Origin of the sequence: Mesorhizobium sp. M8A.F.Ca.ET.161.01.1.1, assembly GCF_004792105.1 — a bacterium.
Taxonomy (GTDB): domain Bacteria; phylum Pseudomonadota; class Alphaproteobacteria; order Rhizobiales; family Rhizobiaceae; genus Mesorhizobium.
Genome location: NZ_SRTD01000001.1, coordinates 298,284 through 313,340 on the forward strand (window position 1 = coordinate 298,284; position 15,057 = coordinate 313,340).

At 61.4% G+C, this 15,057-nt stretch carries 15 protein-coding genes; 6 read left to right on the top strand and 9 right to left on the bottom strand.

The window, feature by feature from the left end; genetic code table 11:
- Positions 1-40 precede the first annotated feature (40 nt).
- Complete coding sequence (locus tag EN804_RS01555; RefSeq protein WP_135918554.1) at positions 41-2,020, bottom strand: bifunctional 2',3'-cyclic-nucleotide 2'-phosphodiesterase/3'-nucleotidase; 1,980 nt, start codon at positions 2,018-2,020, stop codon at positions 41-43.
- A 151-nt stretch (positions 2,021-2,171) separates the two neighbouring features.
- A complete protein-coding gene (locus EN804_RS01560; protein ID WP_135918555.1) occupies positions 2,172-3,437 on the bottom strand; it encodes an NAD(P)/FAD-dependent oxidoreductase in 1,266 nt (421 codons plus the stop codon).
- A 164-nt stretch (positions 3,438-3,601) separates the two neighbouring features.
- On the opposite strand from EN804_RS01560, the gene EN804_RS01565 reads away from it, so the two are divergent.
- Both EN804_RS01565 and EN804_RS01570 read left to right on the top strand, forming a co-directional pair.
- A complete protein-coding gene (locus EN804_RS01565; RefSeq protein ID WP_127280883.1) occupies positions 3,602-4,252 on the top strand; it encodes a 5-formyltetrahydrofolate cyclo-ligase in 651 nt (216 codons plus the stop codon).
- 196 nt (positions 4,253-4,448) lie between these two features.
- Positions 4,449-4,871: a hypothetical protein gene (locus tag EN804_RS01570; protein WP_135918556.1), complete on the top strand. Its 423-nt coding sequence runs from the start codon at positions 4,449-4,451 to the stop codon at positions 4,869-4,871.
- On the opposite strand, the gene EN804_RS01575 is transcribed toward EN804_RS01570, so the two are convergent.
- On the bottom strand, positions 4,868-5,341 hold the full coding sequence (locus EN804_RS01575; protein WP_015317948.1) for an Lrp/AsnC family transcriptional regulator: 474 nt from the start codon (positions 5,339-5,341) through the stop codon (positions 4,868-4,870). The two genes, EN804_RS01570 and EN804_RS01575, sit on opposite strands and share 4 nt — an antisense overlap.
- 156 nt (positions 5,342-5,497) lie before the next feature.
- Between EN804_RS01575 and ald the strand changes: the two genes are divergently transcribed.
- Positions 5,498-6,613: an alanine dehydrogenase gene (gene ald, locus EN804_RS01580; protein WP_019858003.1), complete on the top strand. Its 1,116-nt coding sequence runs from the start codon at positions 5,498-5,500 to the stop codon at positions 6,611-6,613.
- A gap of 215 nt (positions 6,614-6,828) precedes the next feature.
- A complete protein-coding gene (locus EN804_RS01585) occupies positions 6,829-8,133 on the top strand; it encodes an outer membrane beta-barrel protein (RefSeq protein ID WP_135918557.1) in 1,305 nt (434 codons plus the stop codon).
- 234 nt (positions 8,134-8,367) lie between these two features.
- Here EN804_RS01585 and EN804_RS01590 read toward each other — a convergent pair whose 3' ends face one another.
- From EN804_RS01590 to EN804_RS01615, 6 genes are all read right to left on the bottom strand, one after another.
- Positions 8,368-8,835, bottom strand: coding sequence for a DUF1203 domain-containing protein (locus tag EN804_RS01590; RefSeq protein ID WP_135918558.1), 468 nt, complete (start codon positions 8,833-8,835; stop codon positions 8,368-8,370).
- A 187-nt stretch (positions 8,836-9,022) separates the two neighbouring features.
- On the bottom strand, positions 9,023-9,580 hold the full coding sequence (locus tag EN804_RS01595) for an OmpA family protein (RefSeq protein ID WP_135918559.1): 558 nt from the start codon (positions 9,578-9,580) through the stop codon (positions 9,023-9,025).
- A gap of 98 nt (positions 9,581-9,678) precedes the next feature.
- Positions 9,679-10,242: a GNAT family N-acetyltransferase gene (locus tag EN804_RS01600; RefSeq protein WP_127280900.1), complete on the bottom strand. Its 564-nt coding sequence runs from the start codon at positions 10,240-10,242 to the stop codon at positions 9,679-9,681.
- A gap of 4 nt (positions 10,243-10,246) precedes the next feature.
- Entirely contained in the window at positions 10,247-11,113 is an 867-nt protein-coding gene (gene sseA, locus EN804_RS01605; RefSeq protein ID WP_135918560.1) for a 3-mercaptopyruvate sulfurtransferase, read from the bottom strand.
- A gap of 36 nt (positions 11,114-11,149) precedes the next feature.
- Positions 11,150-11,893 carry an alanyl-tRNA editing protein gene (locus EN804_RS01610; RefSeq protein ID WP_135918561.1) on the bottom strand — a complete coding sequence of 248 codons (744 nt, stop codon included), beginning with the start codon at positions 11,891-11,893 and terminating at the stop codon, positions 11,150-11,152.
- Complete coding sequence (locus EN804_RS01615; protein ID WP_135918562.1) at positions 11,893-12,927, bottom strand: cysteine synthase A; 1,035 nt, start codon at positions 12,925-12,927, stop codon at positions 11,893-11,895. The genes EN804_RS01610 and EN804_RS01615 overlap by 1 nt, the downstream gene beginning before the upstream one ends.
- Positions 12,928-13,152: 225 nt before the next feature.
- On the opposite strand from EN804_RS01615, the gene EN804_RS01620 reads away from it, so the two are divergent.
- Both EN804_RS01620 and EN804_RS01625 read left to right on the top strand, forming a co-directional pair.
- Positions 13,153-13,974: an SDR family oxidoreductase gene (locus EN804_RS01620; RefSeq protein ID WP_127280474.1), complete on the top strand. Its 822-nt coding sequence runs from the start codon at positions 13,153-13,155 to the stop codon at positions 13,972-13,974.
- Between the two features lie 92 nt (positions 13,975-14,066).
- The gene (locus tag EN804_RS01625) at positions 14,067-15,041 is read left to right on the top strand and encodes an alpha/beta fold hydrolase (RefSeq protein WP_135918563.1); all 975 of its coding nucleotides are present in this window, start codon (positions 14,067-14,069) and stop codon (positions 15,039-15,041) included.
- Positions 15,042-15,057: the final 16 nt, after the last annotated feature.

A 15,057-nucleotide genomic window follows, 5' to 3' on the forward strand; every position in this document is an offset into this window, starting at 1 on the left:
GATGCGGCCAAGACCGGCCGCATCCAGCCCTGATAGTCGATCAGAGAAGGATGCGGTATCGGGCGAAACCAGATTCGCCCTCGCCCACCGGCTCGATCTTGAGCGACTTCACATCGGCGATGAAGACCTTTGCCTTGACGCCTGTCTCGAAGACGACGCTGCTTCCTGGCAGCGGCGCGAACGACCAGTTGCCATCCGCCGACGGGTTGATGGTGCCTTGGCTGACGACGTAGCGGACGATGACGTCGCGGTTGGTGTCCGGCGCTTCGTAGATGATCTTCGAGGCATTGATGTCGGGAAAGTTGCCACCGCCGCCGGCACGGTAGTTGTTGGTCGCAACGACGAATTTCGCTGCTGGATCAATCGGTTTGCCGTCGAATTTCAGGTCGACAATGCGATTGGAACCGGCATTGGCGACGGCGCCCTTGGCATCGTATTTCGGTGGCTGCGACAAATCTATTTTGTAGGTTACGCCATCTATGACGTCGAAATTATAGGATGGGAATTCGGTGTCGATCAGCGGCTGGTCGGCTTTTCCTGCCTCGATTTTCTTGAAGATGCCGGCCGACATCTCCAGCCATTCCTTGACCTGGGCACCCGTGATCTCAACCGCGCGAACCGTGTTCGGATAGAGATAGAGGTCGGCGACGTTCTTGATTGCGACATCGCCCACCGGCACGTCGGTGTAGTAGTCGGCGCCGTTGCGCCCGCCGGCCTTGAAGGGCGCCGCCGCCGATAACATCGGCACGTCCTTCCACTGGGTGCTCTTCAGGATATCCTTGAGATACCAGCTCTGCGCCTGGTTGACGATCTGCACCGAAGGATCATCGGCCACCAGCGCGAAATAGGAATAGAGCGGCGCCGAGGTCTTGCCGACAGGGCGGCGCACATAGGCGAGCGTCGCCTGGTGGTCCTGCTCGAGAGCAGCGATGATGCGCTTGTCGTCGGCGACAGTCGGCTTGTTCTTGTTGTCGACACGCTCGAAGATCGGCCGCGCCTCCGAGGTCGCCGAGACCACTTTCCACTTCGACCCATCGCGTTCCAGCATCAGGTCGATCAGGCCCATATGCGAGCCCCAGAAACCGCCCATGACGGCGGGCTTGCCCTGCAGCGTACCCTTCTGTGTATCAACGCCCTCGAGCCCCTGGAAATCCTTCTTGCCGGGAAAGACCAGGTGCTGGTGGCCGGTGAAGACCGCGTCGATGCCTTCGACGCCGGCGACGAAGAACGAGGCGTTCTCCATCATGTCACCCTGCTTGACGTCGATGCCGGAATGCGAGAGCGCGATGACGATGTCGGCGCCCTCCTCCTTCATCTGCGGCACCCAGGCCTTCGCCGCTTCGACGATGTCGCGCGTCTTGACGTTGCCTTCGAGATTCTTGAGATCCCAGACCATGACCTGCGGCGGTACGAAGCCGATGATGCCGATTTTGATCGGTTGCTCGGTGCCTGAACCGTCCTTGATCTTCTTGTCCAGGATTATGTAGGGCTTGAGGTAGAGCTTGTCGTCGCGCGGATTGGCGGCAAGCTCGGTGCCCCGGATCAGATTGGCGCAGACGAACGGGAAATTGGCGCCGGCCAGTACCTTGTCCAGGAAGGACAGGCCGTAGTTGAACTCGTGGTTGCCAAGTGTCGAACACTCGTAACCGAGCAGGTTCATGCCTTTCATGATCGGATGGAGATCGCCCTCCTTCAGGCCCTTCTCATAGGCAATGTAGTCGCCCATCGGGTTGCCCTGCAATAGGTCGCCATTGTCGATCAGCATCGAATTGGCGGCTTCCTTGCGCACCGCGTCGATGAGGGACGCCGTGCGCGACAGGCCCATCGTGTCATTGGCTTTGTCGGCGTAATAATCATAGGGCAGCACGTTCACATGGATATCGGTGGTCTCCATGATCCTCAGATGCGCCTGGTTGGCCTGCGCACGGGCGGAGAAGGGATGAAGCATGATCAGCGCCCCTGTGGCGGCGACCCCCGCAAGGAGACCACGGCGAGAGACGGGATGGAGCAGTTGCGACATGTTTTCTCCTTCTTCGACGACCTGACATGCCCCTGCCCCGAAGCGAACTTCGCGCTGAAATCGGCTCAAGTCCACTCAAGAAGTCGCGCGCATCGGCACGCCAATCCATCAGCAACAGATGACGGCCGGATGAAAGGCTCGGTGAAGAAAGTCAGGTCTTGTCGTCGTCGCCCTGGGTAATCAGCCGGGCGCTGCGCTGGCCCGTGACATAGATCCATAGCCAGCTCAGCGAAACGGCAAGCCGGTTGCGGAAACCGATCAGGAAATAGATATGCGCAATGCCCCACAGCCACCAGGCGAGCCAGCCGGTCAGCTTGATCCAGCCGAAATCGATCGCGGCGGCGCGCTTGCCGATCGTCGCCAGATCACCGGCATGCTTGTAGTGGAAAGGCCGCGGCCCCGTGTCGCCGGCAAGCCTGGCCCTGACGGTCGCGGCAACATGGCGGCCCTCCTGCTTGGCGGAAGGCGCCACGCCGGGCACCGGCCGCCCGTCGGGCCGCAGCACAAGGGCGGCGTCGCCGATGACAAAAATCTCCGGGCTGCCGGGCACGCTGAGATCAGGCTCGACCAATACCCTGCCGGCCCGGTCCGCGTTCGCGCCCAGCCATTCAGCGGCGGGCGAAGCGGCAACGCCGGCTGCCCACAGGATCGTGCGGGCCGGCAGAACGGTATCGCCAAAAACCACGCCTTCGGCATCGCAGCGCGTAACGGCCCGGCCAAGCTCGACCACAACACCAAGCCGCTCCAGCGCCTTCCCGGCATAATTGGAGAGCTTCGGCGCGAAATTGGCCAGGATGCTGTCGCCGGCCTCGATCAGCACCACGCGCGTCTGGCGCGTGTCGATGTTGCGGAATTCGCCGCGCAGCGTGTCATGCGCCAGTTCGGCAATGGTTCCGGCAAGTTCGACGCCGGTCGGCCCGCCGCCGACGATGGCAATGGTCAGCAGCGCCTGGCGCCTGGCAGGGTCGGGTTCCCGTTCCGCCTGCTCGAAGGCCAGAAGGATGCGGCGCCGAATGGTGGTGGCGTCCTCCAGCGTCTTCAGGCCCGGCGCGAAAGGCTCCCATTCGTCATGGCCGAAATAGGCGTGCCGCGCGCCGGTGGCGAGCACCAGCGTGTCGTAGGCGACGGCGCTGCCATCATCGAGCACAACACGTTTGCCGGTCCGGTCTACTCCTGTGACATTGGCCAGCAGCGTGGTCACATCCTTGCGCTTGCGCAGGAGATGGCGGATCGGCCAGGCCACCTCCGAGGTCGCCAGCGCCGTGGTTGCCACCTGATAGAGCAGCGGCTGGAACAGATGATGGTTGCGCTTGTCGATCATGGTGATGCGCACCGGCGCGCCAGCCAGCGCGCGGGTGAATTCGAGGCCGCCGAACCCGGCGCCGACGAGGACGAGATGATGTCTGGCATCGCTCATTTCATCACCCCTGATGGGCAAGATTGCCTGCCCTGGATGTAGGTGTTTTTGTGCAATGCAACAATGGCAGGACAGTGCCCGAGACTCGTCGTTCCATGTCGTGAACGCACATGTTGTATCGTATCGCGAGGTATAGCGTCATCGAACACGAGATGAGGTGAGGCATGACCAACGATCATGAGGACGAAGGACCGGCGCAGTATTCTTCGCCGCCCTGCTTCATGCATGAACTCGATCCCGCGTTCCAGGCACCACTCAGCGACTGGACCGACGTGAGACGCTGGCGAAAGGCCGAGCGTGAACGCCTGATCGCGGCGCGCCTTGCCGTTTCCGCCGATGCCCGAACCGCAATGTCGCGGCGCATCGCGGAAGGCCTCGACACGATCATCGGTGACATAGCGGGCCGGATGGTCAGCCTTTACTGGCCGTTTCGGGGCGAGCCGGATTTACGGCCATGGATGGCGTCTATCAACGAACGCGATGGCCGCACCGCGTTGCCCATCGTCGTCGAAAAGGGTCAACCGTTGATCTTCCGCGCCTACAAACCGGGCGACCGGTTGGAAAAAGGCGTCTGGAACATCCCGATCCCGGCCGAAGGCGATCCGGTACTGCCGGACATCGTCATCTCGCCCATTGTCGGCATCGATCCGGCAAGCTATCGGCTGGGCTATGGCGGCGGCTTCTTCGACCGCACGCTGGCCGCCATGCCGTTCAAGCCGCTGGTCATCGGCGTTGGCTACGAATTGCAGCGCATCGCGACCATCTATCCGCAACCTCACGACATCCCGATGGATCGGATCGTGACGGAGGCGTAAGAGCCTGTTTGGTCCAATGAGACCGGTCGGATTTCTGGTTACCCCGCGCGGAAGCAGCGCAAATGTCACGTGACAAAAATCCGACTTGGTCGATAAATAATCTGATTTTCAAAGCACGGTGCCGCGGAGGATTGCCTAGACATGCGCCCTGGGGAACCAACACTGTCCGGTCGCTCCTCACAGTGGCTGCTTCACGATGGGTGACAAGATGATCGGGCGTACCATGGCGGCTGCCGTTGCAACCGCTGTTTCCTTTTCGCCCGCGCTCGCGCAACGACATCGTTTGCCGAGCGGTTACAAATGGGGCCGTTGCCTGCTTGTTGTTGACGGTCAGACCCGCATATCCGGAAAATGCTCCTATCAAATCGAGAAGGGCGGCGATTTCAATATCCAGGGACCCCGGCAAGTTTTCGCGGGTATCGACTATCCTGACACGCATAGTGGGGCTGGTGAAATGTCCGAGGATTACTGGGCAGCCGTCTACAAGGACGGCGATATTTGGGACGGCTATGGTAACTCGGATATTCGCGCGACTCACGGTGATGAACGTTGGGAAGACCTTCACCGCGAAGGCGCATGCTATATTGGGAAGGACGTCCGGGTGTGCCTTTGGCGTTAAGCCATTTCCGGCTTTAGCCCCATGGCCGTCCGGTCGACGATTTCACGTAAGGCGAAGGACGAATTGATCTTCGTTACATGCGGCATCGCCGACAGCCATTCCTTGTGGATGCGCTCGTAGTCGACGAGATCCTTGGCCGCGATCCGCAGGATATAGTCGTACTCGCCCGACATCAGGTGGCACGACAGCACGTTCGGACAGCGTTTGATCGCCGCCTCGAAATCCGACAGCGTCTTCTCGAACTGGCCGGAGAGGGATATGTGGACGATCGCCGTCATCTGATGGCCAAGGGCCGCATTGGACAACCGGGCGTGGTAGCCGCGGATGGTTCCGGATTTTTCCAGATTATCAAGCCGGCGCGAACAGGCCGATTGCGACAGGCCGACCTTTTCGGCAAGGGCCGCATTCGGCATCCGGCCATCCTTCTGCAATGTCTCCAGAATGGCGATATCAATCCTGTCGAGCGGCATTCTTCGTGAATCCTGCGAATATACTGCTATTTCACGCAACGATTATCGAAACCCTCCTGTTCGCGCAAGCGCATTCGCAAACACTTGCGAGCCGATTCATGGTTCACTCCGACAATCAGGGAGTGAGCCCAAAAGGGCCCGGATCAGGAGAAGAAAATGCGCGTCGGCTGCCCCAAGGAAATCAAGAACCACGAATACCGTGTCGGCCTTACGCCGGGTTCGGTCCGCGAATATGTGGCCCACGGCCACGAAGTGCTGGTCGAGGCTGGTGCCGGTGCCGGTATCGGCGCCGACGACAACGCCTATCGTGCTGCAGGCGCCACCATCGCCAAGACCGCCGCCGACGTGTTCGCCAAGTCGGACATGATCGTCAAGGTCAAGGAGCCGCAGCCCAATGAGTGGGTGCAATTGCGCGAAGGCCAGATCCTGTACACCTATCTCCACCTGGCCCCGGATCCGGAGCAGACCAAGGGCCTGCTCGCTTCGGGCGTCACGGCGATCGCCTATGAAACCGTGACCGACGATCGTGGCGGGCTGCCGCTGCTGGCGCCGATGTCGGAAGTCGCGGGTCGCCTGTCGATCCAGGCCGGCGCCACGGCGCTGCAGAAGGCCAATGGCGGCCGCGGCGTGCTGCTTGGCGGCGTGCCCGGCGTGCTGCCAGGCAAGGTCACCGTGCTCGGCGGCGGCGTCGTAGGCCTGCATGCGGCCCGCATGGCCGCCGGCCTTGGCGCCGATGTCACCATCATCGACCGCTCGATCCCGCGTCTGCGCCAGCTCGATGACCTCTTCGCCGGCCGGGTCCACACCCGTTACTCGACCGTCGAGGCGCTCGAGGAAGAATGCTTCTCGGCCGACATCGTCGTCGGCGCCGTGCTCATCCCGGGCGCGGCCGCGCCTAAGCTGGTCACCCGTGAAATGCTGTCCGGCATGAAGAAGGGCTCGGTGCTGGTCGATGTCGCCATCGACCAGGGCGGCTGCTTCGAGACCTCTCATGCGACCACCCACGCCGAGCCGACTTACGAAGTCGACGGCGTTATCCACTACTGCGTCGCCAACATGCCAGGCGCTGTGCCGGTCACTTCGGCCCATGCGCTGAACAACGCAACGCTGCATTACGGCCTGCAGCTCGCCGACAAGGGCCTGAAGGCGCTGGTCGACGACCATCATTTGCGCAACGGCCTCAACGTCCACAAAGGCAAGATCACCAACCGCGCGGTCGCCGAAGCGCTCGGCTACGAACTGGTCGAGCCGAAAGCCGTGCTCGCGGCCTGATACACCCAGAAAAAGTCAACTTACACTTTTGCCCGCCGGTTCGCTCCGGCGGGCTTTTTCTTTAGGCAATGATGCTCCAAACCTGCTTCCCAGGGGATCCATCGAAGCGTGTGCCGTAAGGGCACTTAGCCTCCCGCTGTTGCATTTTTGTCATACCTGTATTGGCCGACTCCCTGCTAGGAACATCCCGGGTTTATTCATTAGGGGTACGGGCTATGTTTGTTCGCATTACTGCGAAATCTATTCTTCTCTGCGCGGTTTCTGTTGTGGCTTTGATGTCGGCGGCTCATGCGGCCGACGTCGTGCAGCCGGTAGAGGCATCCGGTTTTAACTGGAGCGGCGTTTATGTTGGCTTCGGCGTAGGCGCCGGAGCCAACGTCCATAAGTTGAGCAGCGATTTTGCTCCCTTGTCATTGAATGGCATTGGCGGTGAAGGCGTTTACGGCGAACTTACCGCTGGCTACGACTACATGGTCTCGCCCCGCTTCCTGCTCGGCGGATTGCTGGACGTCCATGCCGGCGACATCAAAACCAAGCTCGACGCCGGTGGTTTCAACGCCTCGATCCAGGAGACATACGGTTTCGACGCTGGTCTGCGCGTAGGGTATCTGCTTACCCCGAACACGCTGGGCTACGTGCTGGGCGGCTATTCCTGGCAGAAGTACAAGCTTGATTCCAACGCCGGCTTTGGTTTCGATTGGGACCAGAGCGGATATTTCGTCGGTGGTGGTCTCGAAACGGCCATCAACAGCAATTGGACGATCAAGACCGAGTATCGCTATACACGCTTCGGCACCAAGGACGATCTCCTTTCCGAGGCCGGCCTTATCGGGGCTCCGGATGGCCTTCTCAATCTCGATACGTCGCGGCACACATTCCAGGTTGCCGCCAGCTATCGCTTCGGGGCGCAGAACGGTGCCGCCACTTCGTTTGAAACGCCCGCCTATAACTGGTCCGGCTTCTATATCGGTGGCGGTTTGGGCGCGGGTGCGTCGGTGCACCAGATCGAAATCCCACCGCTTGGCGGCGCGAAGTTCAACGGCCTCGGCGGTGAAGGCGTGCTTGGCGAGCTGAATGTCGGCTATGACCGCGACTTCGGCAGCTGGGTCGCTGGCATCATGGTGGACGCCCGCTATTCCGGCATGACCTCGAAGCTGGACCTCGGCGGCGGATCGATCAATGTCGATACCGACTACGGTTTCGATGTGCTTGGCCGCGCCGGCGTGAAAATGAATGAATCGACCCTCGCCTACGCGCTGGCTGGCTACAGTTGGCAGCATTTCGACTTGAACGCTTCAGACCCGGTCGGCGACATCCTCGATTGGGGCTCCAGCGGTTTCTCTGTTGGTGGTGGTCTGGAAACGGCAATATCCAGCAATGTTACCTTGGGTGTTGAGTATCGCTACTCGCAATTCGCCAAGAAAGATTTCTCATCCGAGGTGGGGCTGCCTGACGACTCCATTACCTCTACGTCGTCCTTCCATACCGTGCGTATCGGCGCGAAGTACAAGTTCAACTAAGCCCTCCAGGCAAACCTAAAAAAGCCCGCCGGCGTTGCCGGCGGGCTTTTTCGTTGCTTGAGATATGACGCAGTGAAATCTGGGCAACAAAAAAGCGGAGCCAAAGCCCCGCTTCCTCGATATCGAGATTGCCGCCGGTTCATCCGCGGTCGGCCAATCGATCGACAATGGCTTTCTAGCGCGTTCGTGCGACAGCAGTGCGACAGAAGCTTTCTATCGCCAATCCCTGGACCCTCACGCGCGCTCGATCCGGCATTGGTAGCAATTGTTGCGCGCCGAGCGGACATGCACATAGGCAATGTCTTCACGCTCAAACAGGGTTTCCGCCCGCGCTACTATAGCGTCGGTTGGGATGACGCCGCCGCTGCCATAGACAATGCGGTCGTCCTTGCCGTAGCCGCGCACGATATAGTCGGCGCTTTCCAGTATCACGGGAATGATCTCCGCCTCAACAGCGCGTTCGCATTCCTGCGCGTGCAGGAAGATGGGGCCCGTCTCGGCATAAGGCTGAAGCTGCGGGAACGGCCGGTAGGCCAGGACGAGGTAGTCATCGCCGGCGGCGATGTTCTTCAAACAATGCCGGCAAGGCATGCCGTCACCGTCGGAAACCTGGCGCTCGGGCGTGTTGCCATAGGCGTCTGGCCCACCCCCCTGCAGCGCTCGCACATCTTCGGTCGGCAGAGCTTTGAACTGGATGGTCATCGCATGATCTCCGGTGTGGTTGAGCGGAAATTATGCTTCCCCTTCGATGCTTCCCACCCGATTCCTGCCAAGAGTCGAGGGCCGACCTGCCGTCGGCAAATCGGGCCCGAGATCAAATGGGATAAGCGCCGATATTGCCAGCCGGGACAATATAAGCCGGCTAATCAGTTTGAATCGGCGCCTGCGTTCAGCGGATGAAATCGTCGAAGCGGCGCAATGTCACCCGGCGATTCTGCCAGTTCTCGCTCTGAGTCGGCACCAGCAGGAATTCCTCGCCGTAACCGACAGTCTCCAATGCATAACCGGGCACGCCGAATTCACGCACCAGCGTGCGCTTCAGCGAAGCGGCGCGCTGTTCGGAAAGAACCTGATTCGACTGAAACGATCCGACAGCGTCGGTATGACCCTCGATGAGCACACGCGCGCCGGGGTCGCGGCGCAGGATGCGGCGCAGCGCATCGGCGATGTTATCGATCTTGTTATACTGCGAACTGGGAATCGCCGCGGAGCCAAAGGCGAAATTGATCGACTGGATATCGATCGAGCGCGCCATGCGGCGCAGGTCCGGCCGGCGCTTGAATTCACGGATGGTGACGCGCTCGTTCGGCCGCAGCTTGACCCGGGGTGCCGCCTCGAGCTTTCGCTCGATCGTCGCGGCCGAGGGCGTCGTCGCCTGGGCAGCGGCAAGGCTCGGCATGGTAATCGCCGCAATCAGCGCGGCGGCAAGAGTACGTCGGGTCAGCATGTCTTTCTCCTTCGGCCTCGGCCGCATTGGCAATGCGGGCAACATGCCAAAGACAGGCTGAAGCGCCGATGAACGGAAGGTTCAGATTCCGGCTGGAGTTACGGCCGCATGACGCTTGCCGAGCGCTCGGCGAAAGGCAGGGGATGCACGATTTCCTTCTTCTGCGCGACCGGCTTGAAACCAAGCTTCTGGTAGAGCGGCAGGGCTGCGGGGTGGTCGAGCGTGCAGGTCTGCACCGTCACCCTTTTCGGCCCATGCGACCATGCCGCGGCAATCGCCGAGCCAAGGAACCAGCGGCCGATGCCTTGCCCGGTGGCGTGTTCCATCATGCCGAAATAGGCGAGCTCGACTTCCTCAGGCAGATGCGGCTTGAGGTCGAAGAAGCCTGCCGGCGAGCCGTCGAGATAGAGCACCCTGATGTCGCGATCCTCGCGGTGGATTCCGGCCGACAGCTCATCGTCATTCAGCCTCAGAACATTGACCCAGTGCCATTTGCGCCCCACGCGGTCCATCAGGTAGCGGTAGAAATGCAAGGGGATGTCCCTGGTCTTCAGCAGTGCGACCTGGCGGTTGTAGGGCACCGGTGGCGAGGCGGCCGGAGGTGCATGCATTTCGAGAAAAGTCACCGTGACTTCAATGTCCTGCAGCACGCCGTTTTCCATCAATTCATTCCTTGCCGGTAGTGGCTGGGCCGCTCACGACTGGCGTATCGGGCAATCCGCCCCACTCGGTCCATGAGCCGTCATAAAGCCTGTTGTCGGTGTGGCCAACCGTCTCCAGTGCCAGCGTGACCACCGCGGCCGTGACACCGGAGCCGCAGGATGTGACAACGGGCTTCGACAGGTCGATGCCGGCGTCCTCAATCACCTTGCGCAAACGGTCCTTCGGCAGCAGCCTGCCGTTTTCGGAAAGCGCCGAATAGGGGATATTGCGTGCCCCCGGCATGTGGCCGGAGCGGATGCCAACGCGGGGCTCGGGCTCTGAACCGGTAAAGCGCCCTGCCCCACGCGCGTCGGCAATCTGGCTTGCCCCCGTATCGACGATCCGGCGCATGTCGGCTAGGCCGACGACGCGACCAGCGTCGAAATCGGCATGAAAGACACTTGGCGCGATCTTGGTCGGTTCGGCCGTTATCGGCCGGCCGGACGCCTTCCAGCCATCGAAGCCGCCGTCCAGAATATAGGTCTGGAAGACGCCCATGACGCGGAACATCCACCATGCCCGGGGCGCGGAGAAAAAGCCTGGGCCATCATAGACGACGATGGTGTCATCCGCAGAAACGCCCATCGCGCCGACATACTGAGCAAAATGCTGCGGCGATGCGAGCGTATGCGGCAAGGCGGCGTCGGGGTCCGAAACGGCATCCTGGTCCAGGAAACGGGCGCCTGGAATATGGGCTGCATCATACTCGGCGCGCGCGTCGCGTTTTTGCGCCGGCAGATACCAGGAGGCGTCTACGATCGTCAGGCCCGGCTGGCCCAACCGCTCCTGCAGCCAGTCCGCATCGACGGTGAAAGCGCTGTCTTCGGCCATCTTTTCTCCTGCCGCTCTTTGACGGTGTCTGTCTGTTCAATTTACCGGCATCGGGCCGAAGCGGATGCGGAAGCGCCTGTTTTCCCGGCCCTTCTTCTCGATCTTGCCGATGTGGATTTCGCCGATCTCGCCGGTGCTCTTCACATGGGTACCGCCGCAGGGCTGGCTGTCCACCGAGGCGTTCTCACCGATGCAGACGAGACGGATCTTGCCCGTGCCAACAGGCGGTCTGACATTCTTGGATTTTACCAGGCCAGGATTGGCGCCCAATTCCCCGTCGCTGATCAGCCTGGTAAAGATGGGATGATCAGCCCGCACCAGGTCCATCATGCCCGCAGTCACCTGTTCCTTGGTGAAGCTGGCGTCCGGAATGTCGAAATCGACACGGCTGTCGTCCTCGAAGACCGCCGCCCCGGTGATCGGGAATGGGCAGACGACTGTCAGCAGGTGGCAGGCAGCGTGCATGCGCATCAGCAGGTACCGGCGCTCCCAGTCAATCGCCAGCTTCACGCGCTCACCGACCTGCAGCGTGGCCAGCTCCGGCGCCGGCACATGGATGATCTCGTCCTTGGTCTCGCCGGTGATCGTGGCGGCGATCGCGATGCGGCTGCCATCGCCGCGTTCGATATGACCAGTGTCGCCCGGCTGGCCGCCCGAGGTGGCGTAGAAGATCGTCCGGTCGAGAATGATGCCGCCGCGCTCATTGATGGCGACGACCGTGGCTTCAGCCGTCCTGAGATAGGCATCGTCGCGAAACAGCGCTTCCGTCTTGTGCGCCATCATGCAACCTTTTCGAACGGCACCGAGATCTTGCTCTGCAGTTCCATCCAGCCCGGCACCGGCAGATTCTTGTCGCGCAGGAAGTCAGGGTTGAACAATTTCGACTGGTAGCGGGTGCCGTAGTCGCAAAGGATGGTCACGATGGTGTGCCCCGGGCCTAATTCCCTGGCCAGCCGCATCGCGCCGGCAATGTTGATGCCGGTCGAACCGCCGACGCACAGGCCTTCCTCCTGGATCAGGTCGAAGACGATCGGCAGCGCGTCCTCGTCCTTGATCTGGTAGGAGAAGTCAGGCGTGAAACCTTCGAGATTGGCGGTGATGCGCCCCTGCCCGATGCCCTCGGTGACCGAACTGCCTTCGGACTTCAGCTCACCGCTGGTGTAGAAACTGTACAGCGCGGCGCCAAGAGGGTCGGCGAGCGCAATCTTGACGTTCTTGCTCTTGGCCTTCAATCCGAGCCCGACACCGGCCAGCGTTCCACCCGAACCCACCGCCGAGACAAAACCGTCGACCTTGCCGCCGGTCTGGGTCCAGATTTCCTCGGCCGTGGTGCGGATATGGCCATCTCGGTTGGCGACATTGTCGAACTGGTTGGCCCAGATGGCGCCGTTCGGCTCGCTCCTCGCCATCTGCTCGGCCAGCCGTCCCGACAGTTTCACGTAATTGTTGGGGTTCTTGTAGGGCACGGCCGGCACTTCGATCAGCTCGGCGCCGAGCAGCCGGATCGTGTCCTTCTTTTCCTGGCTTTGCGTGTCCGGGATGACGATGACGGTGCGGTAGCCGAGCGCCTTGGCGACGAGCGTCAGCCCGATGCCGGTGTTGCCGGCTGTCCCCTCGACGATGACACCGCCCGGCTTCAACAGGCCACGTTGTTCGGCGTCGCGGATGATGAACAGGCCGGCGCGATCCTTGACCGACTGTCCCGGATTCATGAACTCGGCCTTGCCCAGGATCTCGCAGCCGGTTTCCTCGGAAGCTTTGTTGAGGCGGATCAGAGGCGTGTTGCCGATCGCGTCGATCACAGAACGGGGCATTCAGGATTCCTTGTGTACATGCGCCGAAACCCTAGAAACCCAACGCTGCGGTTTCAAGGCAAGAATTCGTCTGGTCCAGTCGCATTTCCGGCCCTGCGGGTGCCGACCTTGCCGCGACCGGGCTCGATATCACACAGTTCATTTGCACCTGTGGTGGAAAAGCACTCTTTTCATTCGATTTCTTCGCCGCTAGAGCAAGGCACCAACAACTCGGCAGGGCGCAGCATGACACTCTATCGGGCCGATCCGAAACACGGCGTCGCCTGGGTCACGGGCGGCAGCAGCGGCATTGGCCGTTCGCTGGCCAGGGACCTGGCGTCACAAGGCTATGCGGTGGCGGTGACAGCGCTGGACGACGATCCGATCGACACGCTCATCGTCGAGACCGCGCAGATGCCGGGCAAGGTCGTGTCCTTTCCCTGCGACGTCACCGACGAGCCGCGCATGGCAAGAACGGTTGCCGCGATCGAGAAGGACCTCGGACCGATCGTGCTCGCCATATTCAATGCCGGAAATTACATCTCGACACCTGGCGAATCCCTCGTCGTCAAGGACTTCCGCCGCTCCTTCGAGGTCAACTATTTCGGCATCATCAATGGGCTGGTGCCTGTCGTCGAGCATATGCGGGTACGCGCGCGCGGCCATGTCGTTCTGGTCGGCTCGGTGACCGCCTATTTTGGCTGGCCGACCACGGCCGCCTATGGCGGCACCAAGGCCGCCATCAACATCCTGGCCGAGTCGCTGAAGTATGATTTCGACAAGATGAACATCCGCGTTCAGGTGATAAATCCCGGTTTTGTCGATACGCCATTGACCGAAAAGAACATGCTGCCGATGCCGGGCCTGATGCCGGTCGGCCGCGCGACCCGCCGCATGGTGCGGGGCATCAAGTCCGGTGGCTTCGAAGTGACCTTCCCTTACCGGACGAGCTGGCCGCTGAAAATTCTTGGCATGCTGCCAAGGCCTTTATGCCGATGGGTGATCATCCTGACGACCAGCTGGAAGGCACGGCCGCTGCATTACGAGCGCAAACCGCCCAACGAATAGATGCCCACAGGATTGCTGGCATGGCTGCCTGAACGGCCGTTGCCTGTCCATGGCCACCGCCATAGGTTGAATATTGTTGCGTGGAGTCTGCGATGGGGCGACGGATCGTGCTTGCTGTGCTGGGCCTGGTCGCCATCCTTGCACTGACCTTCGTACTGGGTCCACGCGTAGCGATCGACACCACGATCCGCTTCGATCCTTCCGTCATCGGCGACGACCCACAAGCCTATGTGGCAAAAGTGGAGGCCACCGTACCCAATATCCGAGACGGGTTGGAAAAGGAGATCGTCTGGGCCAACCCGATGGTGCATGCCAAGACCCCGCTGTCGATCGTCTACATCCACGGCTTTTCCGCCTCGAAGGGCGAGGTGCGCCCGCTACCTGACGACGTGGCCGACCAGCTCGACGCCAACCTGTTCTACACCCGCCTCACCGGTCATGGCCAAGACGGCGAATCGATGACGCAAGGCAGCGTCAATGCCTGGATCAACGACTATGAGGAGGCGATCGCCATCGGCCGGGCAATCGGCGACAAGGTGATCGTCATCTCGACGTCGACCGGCGGCTCGCTGGCGGCCTGGGCGGCGACGCAGCCCGGGGCATCCGAGGGTGTGGCGGCCATTGCATTCATCTCGCCCAATTTCGGCGTGACGGCATCCGGCGCCGAGATCCTGACCATGCCCTGGGGCAAGCAGATCGCCGAACTCGTCGCCGGCAAGGAGCGCAGCTTCGTGCCACGCAATGCGCTGCATGAGAAATTGTGGACCACCAGATATCCGATCGCCGCGACGATGCCGATGCAGGCCCTGACCGAGCTTGCCTATGGCGCGCCTATGGAGAAGGCGACCATCCCCGCCCTGTTCATCTTCTCGGATATCGACAAGGTAGTACGGCCCGACCGCACCCGCGAAATCGCCGCGCGCTGGGGCGGCGCGCATGAGCTGGTGCCCATGGAAAGCACCGGCGATCCCGACAATCATGTCATTGCCGGCGACGCGCTGTCGCCATCCACCACGGCGTTCCTGGCGCAACGGATTGCCGTCTGGATCGAAGCGGTGGCGAAATAGGCTTCAAGAAGAAGAG